At 54.3% G+C, this 19,407-nt stretch carries 17 protein-coding genes and 1 pseudogene; 7 read left to right on the forward strand and 11 right to left on the reverse strand.

The features are described from left to right. Position 1 precedes the first annotated feature (1 nt). The 4 genes and pseudogenes from nuoC to lrhA form a co-directional block, all read right to left on the reverse strand. Positions 2-1,798 (reverse strand): NADH-quinone oxidoreductase subunit C/D, encoded by a 1,797-nt coding sequence (gene nuoC, locus F8R23_RS08010; protein ID WP_099061608.1) that lies wholly within the window; start codon positions 1,796-1,798, stop codon positions 2-4. 95 nt (positions 1,799-1,893) lie between these two features. After that, positions 1,894-2,568 carry a NuoB/complex I 20 kDa subunit family protein gene (locus F8R23_RS08015; protein WP_004947278.1) on the reverse strand — a complete coding sequence of 225 codons (675 nt, stop codon included), beginning with the start codon at positions 2,566-2,568 and terminating at the stop codon, positions 1,894-1,896. A gap of 23 nt (positions 2,569-2,591) precedes the next feature. After that, a complete protein-coding gene (locus F8R23_RS08020; RefSeq protein ID WP_012146022.1) occupies positions 2,592-3,032 on the reverse strand; it encodes an NADH-quinone oxidoreductase subunit A in 441 nt (146 codons plus the stop codon). A gap of 712 nt (positions 3,033-3,744) precedes the next feature. Continuing rightward, positions 3,745-4,681 (reverse strand): annotated as a pseudogene (gene lrhA / locus F8R23_RS08025) (transcriptional regulator LrhA). 863 nt (positions 4,682-5,544) lie between these two features. On the opposite strand from lrhA, the gene F8R23_RS08030 reads away from it, so the two are divergent. Together F8R23_RS08030 and yfbR are read left to right on the forward strand one after the other, a co-directional pair. After that, complete coding sequence (locus tag F8R23_RS08030) at positions 5,545-6,759, forward strand: pyridoxal phosphate-dependent aminotransferase (RefSeq protein ID WP_112348845.1); 1,215 nt, start codon at positions 5,545-5,547, stop codon at positions 6,757-6,759. A gap of 126 nt (positions 6,760-6,885) precedes the next feature. After that, positions 6,886-7,485, forward strand: coding sequence for a 5'-deoxynucleotidase (yfbR, locus tag F8R23_RS08035; protein ID WP_037421003.1), 600 nt, complete (start codon positions 6,886-6,888; stop codon positions 7,483-7,485). A 30-nt stretch (positions 7,486-7,515) separates the two neighbouring features. On the opposite strand, the gene F8R23_RS08040 is transcribed toward yfbR, so the two are convergent. The 4 genes from F8R23_RS08040 to yfbV all read right to left on the reverse strand — a co-directional run bounded on the left by F8R23_RS08040 (position 7,516) and on the right by yfbV (position 11,217). Beyond that, a complete protein-coding gene (locus tag F8R23_RS08040) occupies positions 7,516-9,348 on the reverse strand; it encodes an SLC13 family permease (RefSeq protein WP_232810750.1) in 1,833 nt (610 codons plus the stop codon). Positions 9,349-9,447: 99 nt separating this feature from the next. Continuing rightward, positions 9,448-10,104 (reverse strand): sugar phosphatase, encoded by a 657-nt coding sequence (locus F8R23_RS08045; protein WP_129939158.1) that lies wholly within the window; start codon positions 10,102-10,104, stop codon positions 9,448-9,450. A gap of 16 nt (positions 10,105-10,120) precedes the next feature. Next, the gene (locus F8R23_RS08050) at positions 10,121-10,615 is read right to left on the reverse strand and encodes a YfbU family protein (RefSeq protein WP_099061613.1); all 495 of its coding nucleotides are present in this window, start codon (positions 10,613-10,615) and stop codon (positions 10,121-10,123) included. Positions 10,616-10,761: 146 nt separating this feature from the next. Then, positions 10,762-11,217, reverse strand: coding sequence for a terminus macrodomain insulation protein YfbV (yfbV, locus tag F8R23_RS08055; RefSeq protein ID WP_112348843.1), 456 nt, complete (start codon positions 11,215-11,217; stop codon positions 10,762-10,764). Between the two features lie 355 nt (positions 11,218-11,572). Here yfbV and ackA point away from each other — a divergent pair, with 355 nt between their 5' ends. Continuing rightward, positions 11,573-12,775, forward strand: coding sequence for an acetate kinase (gene ackA, locus F8R23_RS08060; RefSeq protein WP_129936559.1), 1,203 nt, complete (start codon positions 11,573-11,575; stop codon positions 12,773-12,775). A 74-nt stretch (positions 12,776-12,849) separates the two neighbouring features. Next, positions 12,850-15,012, forward strand: a complete 2,163-nt coding sequence (pta, locus tag F8R23_RS08065; RefSeq protein ID WP_099061644.1) for a phosphate acetyltransferase — start codon at positions 12,850-12,852, stop codon at positions 15,010-15,012. Positions 15,013-15,078: 66 nt separating this feature from the next. Here the strand turns inward: pta and yfcD are convergent, their stop codons facing one another. Together yfcD and yfcE are read right to left on the reverse strand one after the other, a co-directional pair. Beyond that, positions 15,079-15,636 carry an NUDIX hydrolase YfcD gene (gene yfcD, locus F8R23_RS08070; RefSeq protein WP_099061616.1) on the reverse strand — a complete coding sequence of 186 codons (558 nt, stop codon included), beginning with the start codon at positions 15,634-15,636 and terminating at the stop codon, positions 15,079-15,081. Between the two features lie 90 nt (positions 15,637-15,726). Beyond that, positions 15,727-16,278, reverse strand: coding sequence for a phosphodiesterase (yfcE, locus tag F8R23_RS08075; RefSeq protein WP_112348840.1), 552 nt, complete (start codon positions 16,276-16,278; stop codon positions 15,727-15,729). Positions 16,279-16,526: 248 nt separating this feature from the next. Between yfcE and yfcG the strand changes: the two genes are divergently transcribed. The 3 genes from yfcG (at position 16,527) to F8R23_RS08090 (ending at position 18,574) form a co-directional block, all read left to right on the forward strand. Then, positions 16,527-17,156, forward strand: coding sequence for a GSH-dependent disulfide bond oxidoreductase (yfcG, locus tag F8R23_RS08080; RefSeq protein ID WP_129939159.1), 630 nt, complete (start codon positions 16,527-16,529; stop codon positions 17,154-17,156). A 104-nt stretch (positions 17,157-17,260) separates the two neighbouring features. Next, positions 17,261-17,632: a dihydroneopterin triphosphate 2'-epimerase gene (gene folX, locus F8R23_RS08085; protein WP_012146035.1), complete on the forward strand. Its 372-nt coding sequence runs from the start codon at positions 17,261-17,263 to the stop codon at positions 17,630-17,632. A 27-nt stretch (positions 17,633-17,659) separates the two neighbouring features. Continuing rightward, positions 17,660-18,574, forward strand: coding sequence for a TIGR01777 family oxidoreductase (locus tag F8R23_RS08090; protein WP_129939160.1), 915 nt, complete (start codon positions 17,660-17,662; stop codon positions 18,572-18,574). 41 nt (positions 18,575-18,615) lie between these two features. On the opposite strand, the gene hisP is transcribed toward F8R23_RS08090, so the two are convergent. Further along, positions 18,616-19,389, reverse strand: coding sequence for a histidine ABC transporter ATP-binding protein HisP (gene hisP / locus F8R23_RS08095; protein WP_020827863.1), 774 nt, complete (start codon positions 19,387-19,389; stop codon positions 18,616-18,618). Positions 19,390-19,407 lie beyond the last annotated feature (18 nt).

Genomic DNA, 19,407 nt, shown 5'->3' on the forward strand with positions numbered 1-19,407 from the left:
GTTAGCGGTCCACATCTGACATTACAAAATCGATACTACCCAGATAGACGATCAGGTCGGAGACCAGGCTGCCACGGATTACCGCTGGGATTTGCTGCAGGTGCGCAAAGCTTGGCGTACGTACCCGGGTACGGTAGCTCATGGTGCTGCCGTCGCTGGTCAGGTAGTAGCTGTTGATCCCTTTAGTGGCTTCAATCATCTGGAATGATTCGTTGGCTGGCATCACCGGGCCCCAGGAAACCTGCAGGAAGTGGGTGATCAGCGTTTCAATGTGCTGCAGCGTGCGCTCTTTCGGCGGCGGCGTGGTCAGCGGGTGATCGGCTTTGAACGGGCCTTCCGGCATGTTGTTCAGGCACTGTTCGAGAATGCGCAGGCTCTGGCGCAGCTCTTCCACCTTCAGCATCACTCGGGTGTAGCAGTCGCTGTTGCCGTCACCGACCGGAACTTCGAAATCGAAATTCTCATAGCCGGAATATGGACGCCATTTGCGCACATCAAACTCGATACCGGTGGCACGCAGGCCCGCGCCAGTGACGCCCCACTCCAACGCTTCTTTCGCATTGTAGGATGCCACGCCAACGGAACGGCCTTTCAGGATGCTGTTCTTCAGTGCAGCCTTGACGTAAGAATCCAGACGTTTTGGCATCCACTCAAGGAACTCGCGCAGCAGACGATCCCATCCGCGCGGCAGGTCGTGTGCGACACCACCAATACGGAACCAGGCCGGGTGCATACGGAAACCGGTGATCGCTTCAACCAGATCGTAGATTTTCTGACGGTCGGTAAAGGCGAAGAACACCGGGGTCATGGCGCCGACGTCCTGAATGAAGGTACTGATGTACAGCAGGTGGCTGTTGATACGGAACAGTTCGGACAGCATCACGCGGATGGTATCAACGCGATCCGGCACCTTGATGCCTGCCAGTTTCTCAACTGCCAGCACGTAAGGCATCTCGTTCACGCAGCCGCCGAGGTACTCGATACGGTCGGTGTACGGAATATAGCTGTGCCAAGACTGACGCTCGCCCATCTTCTCGGCGCCACGGTGGTGGTAACCGATATCTGGTACGCAGTCGACAATATCTTCACCATCCAACTGCAGAATGATACGGAATGCACCGTGCGCAGACGGGTGGTTCGGGCCGAGGTTAAGGAACATGAAGTCCTCGTTCTCGGTACCGCGCTTCATGCCCCAGTCTTCCGGTTTGAAAGTCAGCGCTTCCATTTCCAGATCTTCTTTCTGTTTGGTCAACACAAAGGGATCGAATTCGGTGGCACGCGCCGGGTAATCTTTACGCAGCGGGTGGCCTTCCCAGGTTTGCGGCATCATGATGCGCGTCAGGTGCGGGTGGCCGTCGAAGGTAATACCGAACATTTCCCAGGTTTCACGCTCATACCAGTTGGCATTAGGGAATACCTTGGTCGCTGTGGGCACGTGCAGGTCTTTTTCAGACAGCGCCACTTTCAGCATGATGTCGCGGTTGCGTTCGATAGAAATCAGATGATAGAAAACAGAAAAATCCGCAGCAGGCAGGCCGTCGCGGTGGGTACGAAGACGCTCGTCCATGCCATGCAGATCGAACAGCATGACATAAGGCTTCGGCTGCTTTCTCAAAAACGTCATTACTTCCAGTAACTGATCGGCTTTGACCCATACCACGGGTATTCCGGTACGGGTAGGCTGAACAGTAAAGGCTTCCGGCCCAAAACGGTTGCGCAGTTCGCCAATCACCGGATCGTCAAGGTGATCTCTGGTTTGCCAGGCCGGCAATGCGTCGTGCGTCGTTGAATCTGTCATAATTTTTTTCACCACACTGAAGGGTTATTTCGCCGCAAGTTCACTTTTCGCTGTGTTAACCAATAGCGCACTAAGATGGACGTTAAATGAACGTCTTAAATCTCGTCAGGCGTCCGAAGGTTGGTCACCGCGATACGCTCGCCGTGTTTACGCTCTCTTTCAGACTGCATGTTGGCGCGGTAAACACCCTGATCGCCGACAACCCAGGACAGAGGGCGGCGTTCTTTGCCAATAGATTCCTGCAACAGCATCAGTGCCTGCATGTAAGCTTCCGGGCGCGGTGGGCAGCCAGGAATGTACACGTCGACCGGCAGGAACTTGTCCACACCCTGTACTACGGAATAGATATCGTACATGCCGCCGGAGTTGGCACAGGCCCCCATGGAGATCACCCATTTTGGTTCCAGCATCTGTTCGTACAGACGTTGGATAACCGGGGCCATCTTGGTAAAGCAGGTACCGGCCACCACCATCAGGTCAGCCTGACGCGGTGATGCACGCAGAACTTCAGCACCAAAACGCGCCACGTCGTGAACGGCGGTAAACGACGTCACCATCTCCACGTAACAGCACGAAAGGCCGAAGTTATACGGCCAAATAGAGTTTTTACGCCCCCAGTTCACCATGTCATGCAATGCATGTTCGAGTTTACCCATGTAAACCGTGCGGTGAACCTGTTGGTCCAGGGGATCGGCAACGATCTCCTGTTTTTGCAGGGGGTAACGGTCGTTCTCACCGTTCGGGTCTATGCGGGTGAGCGTATAGTCCATCTTAATGCCTCGTTTTTAACCGACTACTGCGGATGACTGTTAGTGGCGTTTTTGATTGTGCCTGGCTTGCTCTGGCGCCGGGAGCGCACCGGAGTCCAATCCAATGCGCCAATACGCACCAGATAAACCAGCCCAGCCAATAACACCAAAATGAAAATGGCGGCTTCGATAAAGCCTACCCACCCGCTCTCACGTATGGAGACCGACCAGGCGTACAGGTACAAGGCTTCAACATCGAAAATAACGAAGAACATGGCGACCAGGTAGAACTTGGCGGACAGACGCATGCGCGCCGTACCGACCGAGTCGATGCCTGATTCAAACGGGGTATGTTTGGCGCGCGCACGGGCTCTCCCACCCAGGAAGAACGCACCCATAAGCATTAAACAGCAAAGCCCGATTGCCACGACAAAAAATACGGCGAACGCCCAGTGATGAGCGATAACTTCAGTGGTTGTTGACATACTCTATGCTTACTCATCAAAAGTGGCGTCGATCGCTCTGCTCTTGTTTCTGGCAGTTAGTGCACCACATCGATTTAAGGGAAGGATAAATAAACCACACAAACAAACTGCTATTACAGCAAGTTAGCCAGCGTTTTACTGTGGGCTTTTTACTCCTTTCTATAACCTTTTGTCAACTTTGACAAAAGTATCTACACACTAGTTTACATACATATCATTTAATTAACATTTGATGCGCCTGGCTTAGGCTAAATCGTGTCAGTTAATTGATGTGTAGAAACAGATAGATATAAACCAACATGCTCATTTCAGTTTTACTATACCATTGTCTCAGGAATCTCCTGTTCTTCCACTCACTACCTAGGGGTATTTTTTTGATCCAGGACACGTTTTCAGCATAAACCCTCAAAAAAAGTGTGGCCCTTTAATAAATTTTGTCAATTACGCCGGTCAAATTATCCCGGCACAAACTACCAAAATAACCATATTGATTCCAGGCCTTTACCTTTATAATTATTCGTTCAAAAAATAACCGAAAGGCTATTCCTTCGTCTGATAACCGTTCTCATCGGCAACGCTTTAGTCAAACAAATAACCACTTCGCCATGAAAATAAAACGAACCTCTCATAAATTAAATTCTCACTGAATTCAGAGCAAAAAAAACCTCCGCCTAAGCAGAGGTTTTATGACCGGATTTAATGCGTTTTGGCGTTATTCCTCATCGTCAACCAGACAGGTATCATCCTGCAACGAGCTACTCGGCCCATTGAAGCTGTAGTTATCGTTACCGTTCTGCATGGCACTGAAAATGGCCATCGCCAGCTCGTTGCCGCACTGCAGGTCTTTGCACAAGCTGTATTGCGTGTCCGGCAACGTCGGCAAACCTTCCGCTGCGCCGAGCACCCGCAAGGTCCGGACTCATCATTTCAATTGGCCGCACGGTGATGCCCAACCCAGCCTTGCAGGCTGCACGAACGGCGGACAGCGTCGAAGCCACATAGGCAATGCGCCATGGGATCCCGGCGTCATCCAGGTGTTTAATCGCCATCGCGCGGAACGGACTGGGTTCGTCCATCACCACCAACGGGATCGGTTCACCGGCCTGAAAATGGTAATCCGCCGCGCAATACCACAGGGTTGGCGAAGTACGCAGCACAATGTGCGGGCGATCTTCGGTAGCCATCGTGGTAATCGCCAGATCAACTTCACCGTTTTCCAACATCTCGATCATAAACGAGCTGGGTTTCACCCGCACATCAATCGCCAGTTTTGGATACACAGAAGTGACGCGGTTAAGCAGGAAAGGCAGGATGGTATCGGCGGTATCATCAGAAGCGCCAATAGTCAGAACACCTTTAATATTGTTGTACATCAGAGAGGTACAGGCTTCGTCGTTAAAGCGCAGAATTTTTCTGGCGTAGCCGAGAAGCTGAATACCGTGTTCAGTCAGTAATTTATTGCGCCCGTGACGGGCAAACAACTCTTTGCCAACCAGTTGCTCTAACCGCTGCATTTGTTGGCTGACGGCTGATTGAGTACGACAAACGGCGACTGCCGCCGCCGCAAAAGTATTCAAATCAGCAACAGCTACAAAGGTTCTTAGCAGATCGAGGTCGAGATTGAGTATCGGACGATTTGCAGTTGTCATAGTGTTTTCTTCACTTTTTAAATTCTAATTTACAAACTACCCTGGTGTGTTTCTAAGACATCGTTTAAAAGGGACGATGCCAGACATGACAGTACCCCACTCATTAGTGGAGGGCAAAAAAATTACTTTTATTTCGTTACCTCTATCGCCTTTTAAAATGTGATCTATCGAGAATGCTTATACAACGTCTGACGTTATAAGTGGTGCAAGTGTTTCATTTTTACCGAACAAAATATTTTACTCATTCAGATAGCGGGATTACCACACCAATTGTGCTGCACAACCTCCGCAGCCAGACTGGCCTCAGCGTATTCTCATACGCAAAAGAGTAAGACGTTCCTCTTGTAACAGCCGGTACATTTTTTAATGATTTTAATAAATTCAATCAGTAACATTTATCCCGTGAATAACTAAGGAATAACTACTTAAACGCGGCTTAACAGAGAAACTAAAATAGCGCTAATGTGAATTTTCTTATGATTCAGTTTGGAGTGAGCCTGGACAAGCGACTATCAGACTACTCTGGCATTATCATTTCTTTACAGTTTATCTCCGCTAAATCCCCTATGTAGCTTAACAGTGAGTACGGTTCCGTCAGCATTGCATCAATAACATGGGGCCATTATCTCTATAATGGCCTCATCACAACAGAATAAAAAACCAATAAAATAATAAACACTGGAATTAAATACCAACAAACCACTTTAGCATTGTTCATCATCCCTGAAATCCCCCGTTGAGCCCTTCGTTTGCACCAAAGGCGTGCACAACCCTTCAAAAGCATCTGCGCCAGGAGTACATTGAGCAGGTTGCGGTGTTCCACGGTAGGAACGCCCCTATCCCAGCAAAAGGCTCAACTTTCTATGTCCCCCATTGAGAAATCCAGCAAACTGGACAACGTCTGTTATGACATTCGCGGCCCGGTGCTCAAAGAAGCTAAACGTCTTGAAGAAGAAGGCAATAAAGTCCTCAAACTGAACATCGGCAACCCTGCCCCGTTTGGTTTTGACGCCCCTGATGAAATCCTGGTCGACGTGATCCGCAATCTGCCCACGGCGCAAGGCTATTCCGATTCCAAAGGGCTCTTCTCGGCGCGTAAAGCGATCATGCAGCACTATCAGGCGCGCAACATACGTGACGTGACCGTTGAGGATATCTACATCGGTAATGGGGTTTCCGAGCTGATTGTGCAATCCATGCAGGCGCTGCTCAACAGCGGCGACGAAATGCTGGTACCGGCGCCGGATTACCCGCTGTGGACCGCGGCTGTTTCGCTGTCCGGCGGCAAAGCCGTGCATTACCTGTGTGATGAAGAAGCCGGCTGGTTCCCGGATCTGGACGATATCATCAGCAAGATCACCCCACGCACCCGCGGCATTGTGATCATCAACCCAAACAACCCGACCGGCGCGGTCTACAGCAAGGCACTGCTGGAGCAGATTGTTGAGATCGCCCGTCAGCACAACCTGATCATCTTTTCTGATGAAATCTACGACAAGATTCTGTATGACGAAGCCGAGCACCATTCGATCGCTGCACTGGCGCCGGATCTACTGACCGTGACCTTTAACGGACTGTCAAAAACCTATCGCGTGGCGGGTTTCCGCCAGGGCTGGATGGTGTTGAACGGGCCGAAGAAGCACGCCAAGGGGTATATCGAAGGGCTGGAAATGCTGGCATCCATGCGGCTGTGCGCCAACGTGCCGATGCAGCATGCGATCCAAACCGCGCTGGGTGGCTACCAGAGCATCAACGAATTTATTCAACCGGGCGGGCGTCTGTATGAACAGCGCAACCGTACCTGGGAACTGTTGAACCAAATTCCGGGCGTTTCCTGCGTGAAACCTCAGGGAGCGCTGTATATGTTCCCGCGCATCGACGCTAAACGCTTTAACATTCACGATGATCAGAAATTGGTGCTGGACCTGTTGCTGCAGGAAAAAGTGCTGTTGGTACAGGGTAGTGCGTTCAACTGGCCGTATCCGGACCACGTGCGCATCGTGACTCTGCCACGGGTGGATGAACTGGAAATGGCAGTGGGCAAACTGGGCCGCTTCCTGGAAGGCTACCGTCAGTAATCTCCGCCGGGGCAGCCTGCTGCCCCACGCCCCCACCCGCAGACCCACACCGCACAGCCCGAGTTGCATAACCCGCCGTCACTGCTCACAATGGAACCCTCACTTGCCGTTGTAAAAGAGAGCACCATGAGCCAGAGCCACTTTTTTGCCCATCTGTCCCGTTTGAAACTGATTAACCGCTGGCCGCTGATGCGCAATGTTCGCACCGAGAACGTTTCCGAACACAGCCTGCAGGTGGCATTCGTTGCCCACGCCCTGGCGGTGATCAAAAACCGAAAATTCAATGGCAACCTGAGCGCCGATCGCGTCGCCCTGCTGGCGATGTACCACGATGCCAGCGAAGTGATCACCGGCGACATGCCAACGCCGATCAAATACTACAATCCGCAGATCGCCCACGAGTATAAGAAGATCGAAAAGATCGCCCAGCAGAAGCTGCTGGATATGATCCCGGCGGAATTACGCAACGATTTCCGCTCGATCCTCGACGAACACTATTACACCGAAGACGAAAAGTTGGTGGTGAAACAGGCCGATGCGCTGTGCGCCTACCTGAAATGTCTGGAAGAGTTATCTGCTGGCAATAACGAATTCAAGCTGGCAAAAGCACGACTGGAAAAAACCCTGCAGCAGCGTAGCAGCCCGGAGATGGATTATTTCATGAACGTGTTTATCCCCAGCTTCAGCCTGTCGCTGGATGAAATCAGCCTGGATTCTTCCCTGTAATTCTCATGGCGCAGCAGGCTGCGCCGTTAATTAGAATGCATACAACCAAGGCACGATAATCACGCTGACTACCATCACCAACAGCGTGAATGGCACGCCCATGCGGATAAAATCACCGAACTTATAGTTTCCCGGCCCCAGCACCAGCGTGTTTACCGGTGAAGAAACCGGTGTCATAAATGCGGCCGAAGCGGCGATGGCAATGATCATCGCAAAGGGGTAAGGCGAAACGCCCATTTCACGCGCGGCCGCAATGGCGATCGGCGCCATCAGCACCGCGGTGGCGGTGTTGGAGATAAACAGGCCGATAGTGGCGCAGAGGGCAAACAGGCACACCAGCATCACCCGCGGTCCAGCATCACCCGCCACGTCCATTAAACCACGCACGATCAAATCGACCCCGCCGGTTTTTTGCAGCGCCTGGGCAAACGGCATCATACCGACAATCAAAATAATGCTCGGCCAGTGAATCGACTTATAGGCACTTTCCATGTCGATGCAGCGAAACTTGCCCATCAGCAGGCAGGCAATCAGCGCGGCGATCGGGTTGGGGATTTCATCGGTCAGCATCATCGCGACCATCAACGCCAGGCAGAACAGTGCGTGCGGTGCCTGGGTAATCGCCGGTGCTACTTCATCAACCTCGGCCGGCAGATTGAGCACGATAAAATCATGGGTTTTCGCCTGCAACTGGCGGATCGCCTTCCAGTCGCCGATCACCAACAGAATATCACCCAACGCCAGGGGCTCATCCACCAGCTTGCCTGACAGGGTTTCGCCATTGCGACGAATACCAACCACGTTCAGATCGTAGCGGCTGCGGAAGGCTGACTCGCGCAGGCTTTTGCCCAATAACGTTGAATCGGGGATCAGCGACACTTCCGCCATGCCGACGTTGCGCGACTGTTCGGAGAAATAATCGCCGCGCAGAACCATCGGCTCCAGCTGCTGTTCGCTGCAGAACTCACGCAGATCGACCTGGCTGTCCGACATGTCGAGCAACAGTACGTCCCCTTCGCGCAGCTCGGTGCTGCCGGATGCGCTGACCATCACCCGCCGGAAACGTTTCCAGCGTTCAATCCCCACCACGTTAGCGCCGTAGCGGGCGCGCAGGTGCAGCTCGTCCAGAGAGTGACCGACCAGCGGCGAGCCGCTGCGCAGTGCCAAGCGACGGGCACGTCCGGTCAGCTTATAGTCACGGATCAGATCGCGGAAGGTACGGCGCTGCCAGGTTTCACGCGTTTTATCACCGTCGTCATTGGCCAACCAGCGCCGGGCCACCAGCATGTACCCCACGCCCAACACCAGCACCGCCAGACCTACCGGGGTTACGCCGAAGAAGCCAAAACCACTGATACCCTCGCGGACCAGCTCACTGTTGACCACCATGTTCGGCGGCGTTGCCACCAGGGTCATCATGCCGCTGATCAAACCGGCAAAGCTCAGTGGCATCATCAACCTGCCCGGTGCGATTTTCATCCGCGCCGCCACGCTGAGTACCACCGGAATAAAGATCGCCACCACACCGGTCGAGCTCATAAAAGCCCCGAGTCCAGCCACGGTGACCATCAACAACATCAGCATCCTGGTTTCGCTGCTGCCGGCCACCTTCACCAGCCAGTCCCCTACCTGATAAGCCACGCCGGTGCGCACCAACCCTTCACCAATCACGAACAGCGCGGCGATCAGGATCACATTGGGATCGCTGAAACCCACCGTGGCCTCCGCCAAGGTCAGCGTGCCGCTCAACACAAAAGCGATGATCACCAGCAATGCCACTACGTCCATCCGCAGCTTGTTGGTGGTAAACAGCACGATGGCAATCAACAGTAAACTCAGCACCCACAGTAATTCGCTGTTCAAAACGGCCTCATCCGGCAGAGATATCCAAAGGCTTAAAAATTAGCATAAAAAAACCCCGCCGGTGCGGGGTCTAATCAATTTGGGTGAAGATAGACTCGGTCAGGCGACCAGGCTTATCGCCGCACCCTGTTCCGTTTTACTCACCGCAATCTGCTCAAGCGAGGTTAACAGCAGATCAACCTGCTCCAGCTTGGGGGCGTCGGCTGGTGCGTTGACCGCAATCACCTGGCAACCCGCAGCCAACCCGGAAAGGATACCGGCGGCGGCGTCTTCCACCACCACACAGTCCTGGGGTGCCAACCCCAGGCGCTCAGCGCCCAGCAGATAGGCATCCGGCTGTGGCTTGCCATGTTTTACCTGCTCGGCGGTGATGAACACCTCCGGCTGCGGCAAACCACCCGCATTACGACGGGCGGTAGCGACCGGGATCGACCCAGAGGTAACGATCGCCCACGGGATATCTAAGCGATTCAAGCGCTCCAGCAAGGCAGCGGCCCCCGGCAATGCCGTGACGCCGTCGGTGTCCTGCGCTTCCACCTGCTCCAGCAGCAGGAACTCCTGTTGGATGGCTTCCTCACTTTCACCCGGCATAAAGTGGCGTAACGAGGTAATGGCCTGTTTACCGTGAATGAAATCCAGTACGTCCTGCGGATTAATGTCGCGGCGTTTGGCCCAGTTAATCCAGGCGCGCTCTACCGCCGGCAGTGAATCAACCAACGTCCCATCAAGATCGAACAGAAAACCCTTACACTCCACAGGAAACCTCTTTTAATCAGGCATTGATAATTTGCGCTATCTCAACGGCGCTCAGGTGATACTGACGTGGGCATGACAGCCAGATAGCCAGCATCCGCTGGTACTTTTCCCACATTTTGGTTTGGGCATTAAAGCCGTGGCTGCCAGAATCGAAATGAGTATAGCGCCCCTCGGTGGTCACAAGGAAACGCACATAGCTCAGATAACGCGCTTCGGTTGCGGCGTCAAAGCCGAGAAATGCCAGACGGCGTGCCTCAATTCCCTGTTTTTCCTTCAGGTTATCCCAGGAGACCTGCAACGCATGGTGCATTTCCATCACGTTGATAATGGTGCGGCACACCTCTTCGCTCATTTCGCCGAAGTCGCGATCCAGCTCGCGCATCTGCAGGCCAAAACCACGTTCGATAACGGTCTGCAGGCGGCGGTAACGCTCGGCGTTATCCGGATCCAGCATGGTCATCATTTTGTATTGGTTCGACAGGATCAGCCGTTGGGCGTGGGTCATTTCCATTATAATTTCCTCGATAAATTACTAATGGCGGAAGCATCGCACAGCGCAATATCGCAGGAAATCACAACTCGCCGGTTCTTTGATTTAAACCGGGGTTATTGGCTGGAACAGCAACCAGGCCGCAACCAATGCGGCCATTTTTGTGGTTACAGGTCATCCAGGAAGGTTTTATCCAACTGCTTGAAGGCGCGTTTCAGCAGCTCCGCCAGCGCCTGGTAGGTCGGCGGGCCTTCTACCGGTGCTACCGCCTGACCGGCTTCCGCCAGCTTGTTGCGGACTTCGTGGAACCATTGCAGCAGCGTTGGTGGCAACGGGGTGACCGAACGACGGCCCAACCACCACAGACCCTGCATCGGCATGCTGCACGCAAACAGCGCGGTGGCGATCGCCGGGCCCAACTGCCCACCCAGGGCAATCTGCCAGGTCAGGGCGAACACCGCCAGCGGCGGCATAAAGCGGACGGCAAAACGGGTGGCACTCGCAACGCGATTCTCCGGAAAGACCGGAGCCAGACGTTTGTCCGACGGCCAGGTTTTCATATAATGCTGCCCGCGCTGGAAGACCTGAAACCAGCTAACGGAACCGGACGGTTTGCTCGTCATTGCGTACCTCAACGTCACAAAGAAAAATAAGGACACAGCCAACACAATACTAAAAAAGTTGAAGCTTTAAATTTATTTTGTGTTTGCCTCAGGCTATCGGTATCCTAAGCCGGCCTTTTGGCCGGTAGAAGATGACAAGAATTCTGTCAACTTTTAGCCCTATAAAAATCAAGATTACTTAAACCGCAGAGAAATCATCGGTTTTTTCATCGTCATGTGGTTTGTGCAATTCACATGATGTTAATCATAAATGTCAACGGCATTATGCGCTACGCTTGTTGTCTGATTGACGATTAATTCACCACGTGTTTTGGTCTTTCCTTTAACAACACGAACTATTTAAGTAGGTACTTCCATGTCGAGTAAGCTAGTACTGGTCCTGAACTGCGGCAGTTCTTCCCTGAAGTTCGCTATCATCGATGCTGTCAACGGTGAAGAACACCTCTCCGGCTTAGCCGAATGTTTCCACCTGCCTGAGGCTCGCCTCAAGTGGAAGATGGACGGCGCGAAACACGAAGCGGCTCTGGGCGCCGGCGCTGCGCACAGCGAAGCACTGAACTACATTGTTAATACAATTCTGGCACAAAAACCTGAGCTTTCTGCACAGCTGACCGCTATCGGTCACCGTATTGTGCACGGCGGCGAGAAGTTTACTGCTTCTGCCGTGATCAATGACGAAGTCCTGCAGGGTATCAAAGATTCGGTGCCTTTTGCACCACTGCATAACCCGGCGCACCTGATTGGTATCGCTGAAGCATTGAAATCTTTCCCTAAACTGGCGGATAAAAACGTTGCCGTGTTCGACACCGCGTTCCACCAGACCATGCCGGAAGAATCCTACCTGTACGCCCTGCCGTACAGCCTGTACCGTGACCACAGCGTTCGCCGCTATGGCGCACACGGCACCAGCCACTTCTACGTGACTCAAGAAGCGGCCAAAGCGCTGAACAAACCGGTTGAAGAAGTTAACCTGATCACCTGCCACCTGGGCAACGGCGGTTCCGTTACCGCAGTGCGCAACGGCAAATGCGTTGACACCTCCATGGGTCTGACCCCGCTGGAAGGCCTGGTCATGGGTACCCGTAGCGGTGACATCGATCCTGCCATTATCTTCCACCTGCATGACTCCCTGGGCATGAGCGTTGATCAAATCAACAAAATGCTGACCAAAGAATCCGGCCTGCTGGGCCTGACCGAAGTCACCAGCGACTGCCGTTATGTTGAAGACAACTACGAAAGCAAAGCCGACGCCAAGCGTGCGATGGACGTATTCTGCCACCGCCTGGCCAAGTACATCGGTGCCTACAGCGCACTGATGGACGGCCGTCTGGACGCAGTCGTCTTCACCGGCGGTATCGGTGAAAACGCCGGTATGGTGCGTGAACTGACCCTGAACAAACTGGGCCTGCTGGGCTTCGAAGTTGACCACGACCGCAATATGGCTGCACGCTTCGGTAAATCCGGTGCCATCACCAAAGACGGTAGTCGCCTGGCGCTGGTTATCCCGACCAACGAAGAGTTGGTCATCGCGCAAGACGCATCCCGTCTGACCGCGTAACGCTCTCCGACACCGTCAGCCCAGGCTGACGGTGCTGTTTTAGCCTCATGTTAATTCGTGAAGAGGACTATTCTGTGTCACGTACAATTATGTTGATCCCCACTGGCACCAGCGTCGGCCTGACCAGCGTCAGCCTGGGTGTCATTCGCTCCATGGAGCAAAAAGGCGTTAGCCTGAGCGTGTTCAAACCTATCGCACAGCCACGTACTGGCGGCGACTCGCTCGATCAAACCACCACCATCATCCGCAGCAGCAACTCCACCATCACCGCGGCCGAACCGCTGCGCATGAGCTACGTTGAAGGCCTGCTGAGCTCCAACAAGCAAGATGAGCTGATGGAAGAGATCGTGGCTCGCTACCACGAAAACACCAAAGACGCAGAAGTGGTGTTGATCGAAGGTCTGGTACCGACCCGTAAGCATCAGTTCGCCAACGCGCTGAACTACGAAATTGCCAAAACGCTGAATGCAGAAATCGTCTTCGTGCTGGCGCTGGGCAACGACTCCCCGGCACAGTTGAAAGAGCGCATCGAGCTGGCCCGCAGCAGCTTCGGCGGCAGCAAAAACAAAAACATCACCGGCGTGATCATCAACAAGCTGAACGCCCCGGTTGACGAGCAGGGCCGCACTCGTCCTGACCTGTCTGAGATCTTCGACGACTCCACCAAGGCCAGCGTGACCAACGTTGACCCGGCGCAGCTGTTCGCCAACAGCCCGCTGCCGATTCTGGGTTGCGTGCCGTGGAGCTTTGATCTGATCGCCACCCGCGCTATCGACATGGCTCGTCACCTGAAGGCCTCCGTGGTCAATGAAGGCGACATCATGACCCGCCGCGTGAAGTCTGTGACTTTCTGTGCGCGCAGCATTCCGCACATGCTGGAGCACTTCCGCCCGGGCTCGCTGCTGGTGACCTCGGCAGACCGTCCTGACGTGCTGGTTTCTGCCTGTCTGGCTGCGATGAATGGCGTAGAAATCGGCGCCATCCTGCTGACCGGTGGCTATGCCATCGACGAGCCGATCAGAAAACTGTGTGAACGTGCCTTCCAGACCGGCCTGCCGGTATTTATGGTCGACACCAACACCTGGCAGACCTCACTCAGCCTGCAAAGCTTCAACCTTGAAGTACCGGCGGACGACCATCAGCGCATCGAGAAAGTGCAAAACTACGTGGCCAGCCACATCAACGCCGAGTGGATCGAGTCTCTGACCGCCACCTCCGAGCGTTCACGTCGTCTGTCCCCACCGGCATTCCGTTACGAACTGACCGAGCTGGCACGCAAAGCCGGCAAACGCATCGTCCTGCCTGAAGGTGACGAGCCGCGTACCGTGAAAGCGGCAGCTATCTGTGCTGAACGCGGTATCGCAGAATGCGTGCTGTTGGGTAATCCGGAAGAGATCAAGCGCGTTGCTGCCGCTCAGGGCGTTGAACTGGGCAAAGGCATCGAAATCGTTGATCCGGTCGCCGTCCGCGAACTCTATGTGCCGCGTCTGGTTGAGCTGCGTAAGAGTAAGGGCATGACCGAAGTGGTTGCGCGTGAGCAACTGGAAGACAACGTGGTTCTCGGCACCCTGATGCTGGAGAAAGGCGAAGTTGACGGGCTGGTTTCCGGCGCGGTTCACACCACCGCCAACACCATCCGTCCACCGCTGCAGTTGATCAAAACCGCACCGGGCAGCTCGCTGGTATCCTCCGTGTTCTTCATGCTGCTGCCTGACCAGGTTCTGGTGTACGGCGACTGTGCGATCAACCCGGATCCAACCGCTGAGCAACTGTCTGAGATCGCAATCCAGTCGGCCGACTCTGCCGCCGCTTTCGGTATCGAACCACGCGTAGCGATGATCTCCTACTCCACCGGCAACTCCGGTGCGGGCAGCGACGTTGAGAAAGTGCGTGAAGCGACCCGTCTGGCACAGGAAAAACGTCCTGACCTGATCATCGACGGTCCGTTGCAGTACGACGCCGCGATCATGGCTGACGTAGCCAAATCCAAGGCGCCTAACTCACCGGTTGCGGGCCAGGCTACCGTGTTCATCTTCCCGGATCTGAACACCGGTAACACCACCTACAAAGCGGTACAGCGTTCTGCTGACCTGGTGTCCATCGGGCCAATGCTGCAAGGTATGCGCAAGCCGGTGAACGACCTGTCACGTGGCGCACTGGTAGACGACATTGTTTACACCGTGGCGCTGACCGCCATTCAGTCTTCCCAGGCTGATGAAGCTGTAGTGAAAGCCTGATAACCTCTGGGTTATCCGATAAAAAAAGCCGGTCAATTGACCGGCTTTTTTATTTCTGAAACCCCATCAGGCATTTTCATCGCTATCGCGTAGCGGTTTACCGTAAGCCTGCTCGTTGTTGCGTGTCAGCCAGAGCGACAGCGCTTTTAGCGAATCTGGCGTGAATTCGTCGCAGCGTGCGGTGATCTCTTCCGGCGTCAGCCAGCTCACCTCAGCCACTTCTTCTTCCTGCAGCGCAAACGGGCCGTGAGATACGCAACTGAATAATGCGCCCCACACCCGGCACTGATCTTCTTCAAAGTAGAACAGGCCGTGTTCGGCGAAAGGCACGCCGGCAATGCCCAGCTCCTCTTCCGCTTCGCGACGGGCGGAATCCAGTACATTCTCCCCGCTCTGCACCACACCACCCGCAGTGGCGTCCAGCCAGCCCGGATAGAAATCTTTAATGTCGGTGCGACGCTGCACCAGAATTTTTCCCATTCCATCATGCACCACAATATAGGTAGCACGATGACGCAGCCGTTGGGCACGCATCTGTTGGCGACTGGATTGAGCAATCACTTCGTTTTGCTCGTTGACGATATCAACCCACTCGGTATCTGCAGCCTGATCCTGTTCCGCCATCCTCTAAAACCTTCTATTTTGGCGCGATGCATCCCGCGCACTGGTTAATCAATGAGTGTTTTTCAAAGATTTTTATTGTGTGTGTATAAATTAGTGCGTTAATGCCACCTCTGCAACAGCCTTACCGCCGAGCAAAGTGACCACACTTAAAACGCCGTCCTCCAGTATGCCATAGCTGGCAGGAAAGCCCCCTTTCGGAATGCTGACCGACCCTGGATTAAAGCAGTAAATTTCTCCCTGCCGTTCCGCCTGCGGCAAATGGCTGTGTCCGTAGACCAGCACATCACCGGCAGATAACGGCGGCAGTGCCGAGGGATGATAAAGGTGACCGTGGGTTAAAAACAATCGTCTTTTTTGTAATAGCACCTGCTGCCAAGACGCGGTGATAGGGAAAGACAGTAGCATCTGATCGACTTCACTGTCACAGTTGCCGCGAACGGCGATGATCTTGTCGCTATAGCGATTCAATTGTTCGGCAACCTGCGCCGGCTGATAACCCACCGGCAGTGCATTGCGCGGCCCATGATTCAGCAAATCGCCCAGCAGGATCAGCCAGTCGGCACCGCTTTGTTCAAAACGCTCCAGCACGCTTTCGGTGGCGGGGAGCGAACCATGTATGTCCGAGGCAAATAACAGCTTCATAACCTTGTCCCTGATAAGGAAATAAGCCCTATTTTAGCGCGCTGGCACCGTGCGGCAAACCGCAGATGCGCCTACAAAGAATTGTGATGCATCTTGTGGAGATAGCATCAGACGAATCTCACATAGCCTGCTATTCTTAGCTGCTATTGTTGGTAACCCTAGAGAAAGATCTCTGATATACCTTTGTGCGCGGCGAAGACCGCAACAACGTGTAATGACTTACAGATCACCTTACCGCAGGAGGCAACATGATTGACCTGTATTACGCGCCTACTCCCAATGGTCACAAGATTACCCTGTTTCTGGAGGAGGTTGGCTTACCCTACCGTATCCACCGCGTAAATATCAGCGCCGGCGACCAGTTCAAGTCGGATTTTCTGAGCATTTCACCCAACAACAAAATCCCGGCGATTGTCGACCAGCAACCGGTTGATGGCGGTGCGCCGATCAACCTGTTCGAGTCCGGCGAAATTCTGCTGTACCTGGCGGAGAAAACCGGCAAGCTGCTGAGTAAAGGGCTGCGTGAGCGCGCTGCCACGCTGCAGTGGTTGTTTTGGCAAGTGGCGGGCTTTGGGCCCATGCTCGGGCAAAATCACCACTTCAACCACTACGCGCCACAGCCGGTGCCTTACGCCATCGAACGCTACCACCTGGAAACCAAGCGCCTGTATGCCGTGCTGGAAGCCGAGCTGCAAAAGCACCCCTATCTGGGCGGTGACAACTACAGCATAGCCGATATCGCGACCTATCCCTGGGTGGTTTCACACCCGCGTCAGCGCATCGATCTGGCGGATTATCCGGCGGTACGCAACTGGTTCGAACGCATCAGCAACCGCCCGGCTACCGAGCGTGCCTACAAGCTGGCTGAGCAGGGTTAAATTTCCAGCTCCCCGGCCTCCGGGGAGTTTCCCCCGACTCGTTATCTTTTCCCTGCTTTCCGTGTATTCTGAGCACCAATAATCAGACCTGTGGAGACTCTCTGATGTCATTCAGTCAACCCGACGCCATTATTCGTATAAAAAATCTGCGGTTGCGTACATTCATCGGTATCAAGGAAGAAGAAATCAACAACCGTCAGGACATCCTGATTAACGTGGTGATCCACTACCCGGCGGATAAGGCGCGCGACAGTGAAAATATCGACGACGCGCTCAATTACCGCACCATCACCAAAGCCATCATCCGTCATGTGGAAGATAACCGCTTCGCCCTGCTGGAAAAATTAACTCAGGATGTGCTCGATATCGTGAAACAACACGCCTGGGTAACCTATGCTGAAGTGGAGATAGATAAACTACTGGCCCTGCGCTACGCCGACTCGGTTTCGATGACCATGAGCTATCGCCGGGCCTGAAAACCACAGTTTCAGGGAGAATCGACCATGCGGATCCTGATCACCGGTGCCACAGGATTGATAGGGAGCAGCCTGACGCAGCGGCTGCTGGACCTTTCTCACCAAATTACGGTGCTGAGCCGCAACGTGCAGCGCGCACGTGAGCAGTTCGGCGAGCAGGTCAGCTACTGGTCAACGCTGCAGGAGCAGCCCTCGCTGGACGGTTTTGACGCGGTGATCAATCTAGCCGGAGAGCCGATCGCCGACAAACGCTGGAGCAAAGCGCAGAAAGAGCGACTGTGCCACAGCCGTTGGGATCTGACCGAGCAGTTGGCCAAGCTGATTAACGCTGGCAGCGCGCCGCCCAACGTGCTGATTTCCGGTTCTGCGATTGGCTACTATGGCGATCAGGGCCAGGCGGTGGTCACCGAAGACGAAGCCCCACACGACGAATTCACCCATCAGCTGTGCCAACGCTGGGAGTCCCTGGCTTTGCAAGCGCAAAGCGATGCCACCCGCGTCTGTTTGCTACGTACCGGCGTGGTGCTGGCGCCCAAAGGCGGTGCCTTGGCGAAAATGCTGCCGCCGTTCCGCTTTGGGCTGGGTGGGCCGATAGGCGACGGCCGCCAATATCTGCCATGGATCCATCTGGAAGACATGGTCGATGGCATTGTCTATTTGCTGGAACACCAAACCCTGCAAGGGCCGTTCAATATGGTTGCCCCCTACCCGGTTCACAACGAACAGTTTACCGCCCAGCTCGCCAACGTGCTCGATCGGCCGGCATTTCTACGCGTACCGGCATTCGCCATGCGTTTATTGATGGGGGAAGCGGCAGTATTAGTGTTGGGTGGGCAGCGCGCGGTACCCAGAAGGCTGGAGGAAGCCGGTTTTAGCTTCCGCTTTTTGGAGCTGGAACAGGCATTGGATGATGTGATTAATCAGCGGGCCGAAACCCGCTGAAGATCCGCTCGGGGCCAGAAAAATCCGGCCCCGACAGGTCACTATTTTAACGCACCGGACAGGAACTGCTGCAGGCGAGGACTTTTCGGATTGCCAAACAGCTCAGCCGGTGGCCCCTGCTCTTCGATCAGCCCTTTGTGCAGGAAGATCACATGGCTGGAAACATGACGCGCAAACTCCATTTCGTGGGTTACCACCACCATGGTTTTGCCCTCTTCCGCCAGCTTCTGCATGATACGCAGAACTTCCCCCACCAACTCCGGATCCAGCGCCGACGTTGGCTCATCGAACAGTAAAACCTCCGGCTCCATCGCCAGGGCGCGCGCGATAGACACACGCTGTTGCTGGCCGCCAGACAGATGCACCGGGTATTTGCCGCGAGCCCGCTCGTCGATACCCACCTTATCCAGATAACGTATCGCGCGCTCACGCGCTTCGGTCTTGCTCAGCCCCAGCACCTGTACTGGCGCCTCCATCACGTTCTCCAGCACCGTCATGTGGCTCCACAGGTTAAAGTGCTGGAACACCATGGTCAGGCGGGTACGCAACAGTTGCAGCTGTTTCTTGTCGAAGACCTTCAACTGGCCGTCCTTGTCACGCACCATGCGGATATCTTCGTTGTTCAGGCTGATGGAGCCTTCACTTGGCTTCTCCAGGAAGTTAATGCAGCGTAAAAAGGTACTTTTACCGGAACCGGAAGATCCGATGATGCTAATCACATCCCCTGCGTTGGCCGCCAGCGAGACGCCTTTCAGCACTTCGTGTTCGCCATAGCGTTTATGCAGTTCGGTGACGGCTAATTTATTCTCAGACATAGTAGGTTCCCGTCATTA

It is taken from the genome of Serratia proteamaculans (assembly GCF_008830365.1).
GTDB classification, from domain to species: domain Bacteria; phylum Pseudomonadota; class Gammaproteobacteria; order Enterobacterales; family Enterobacteriaceae; genus Serratia; species Serratia proteamaculans.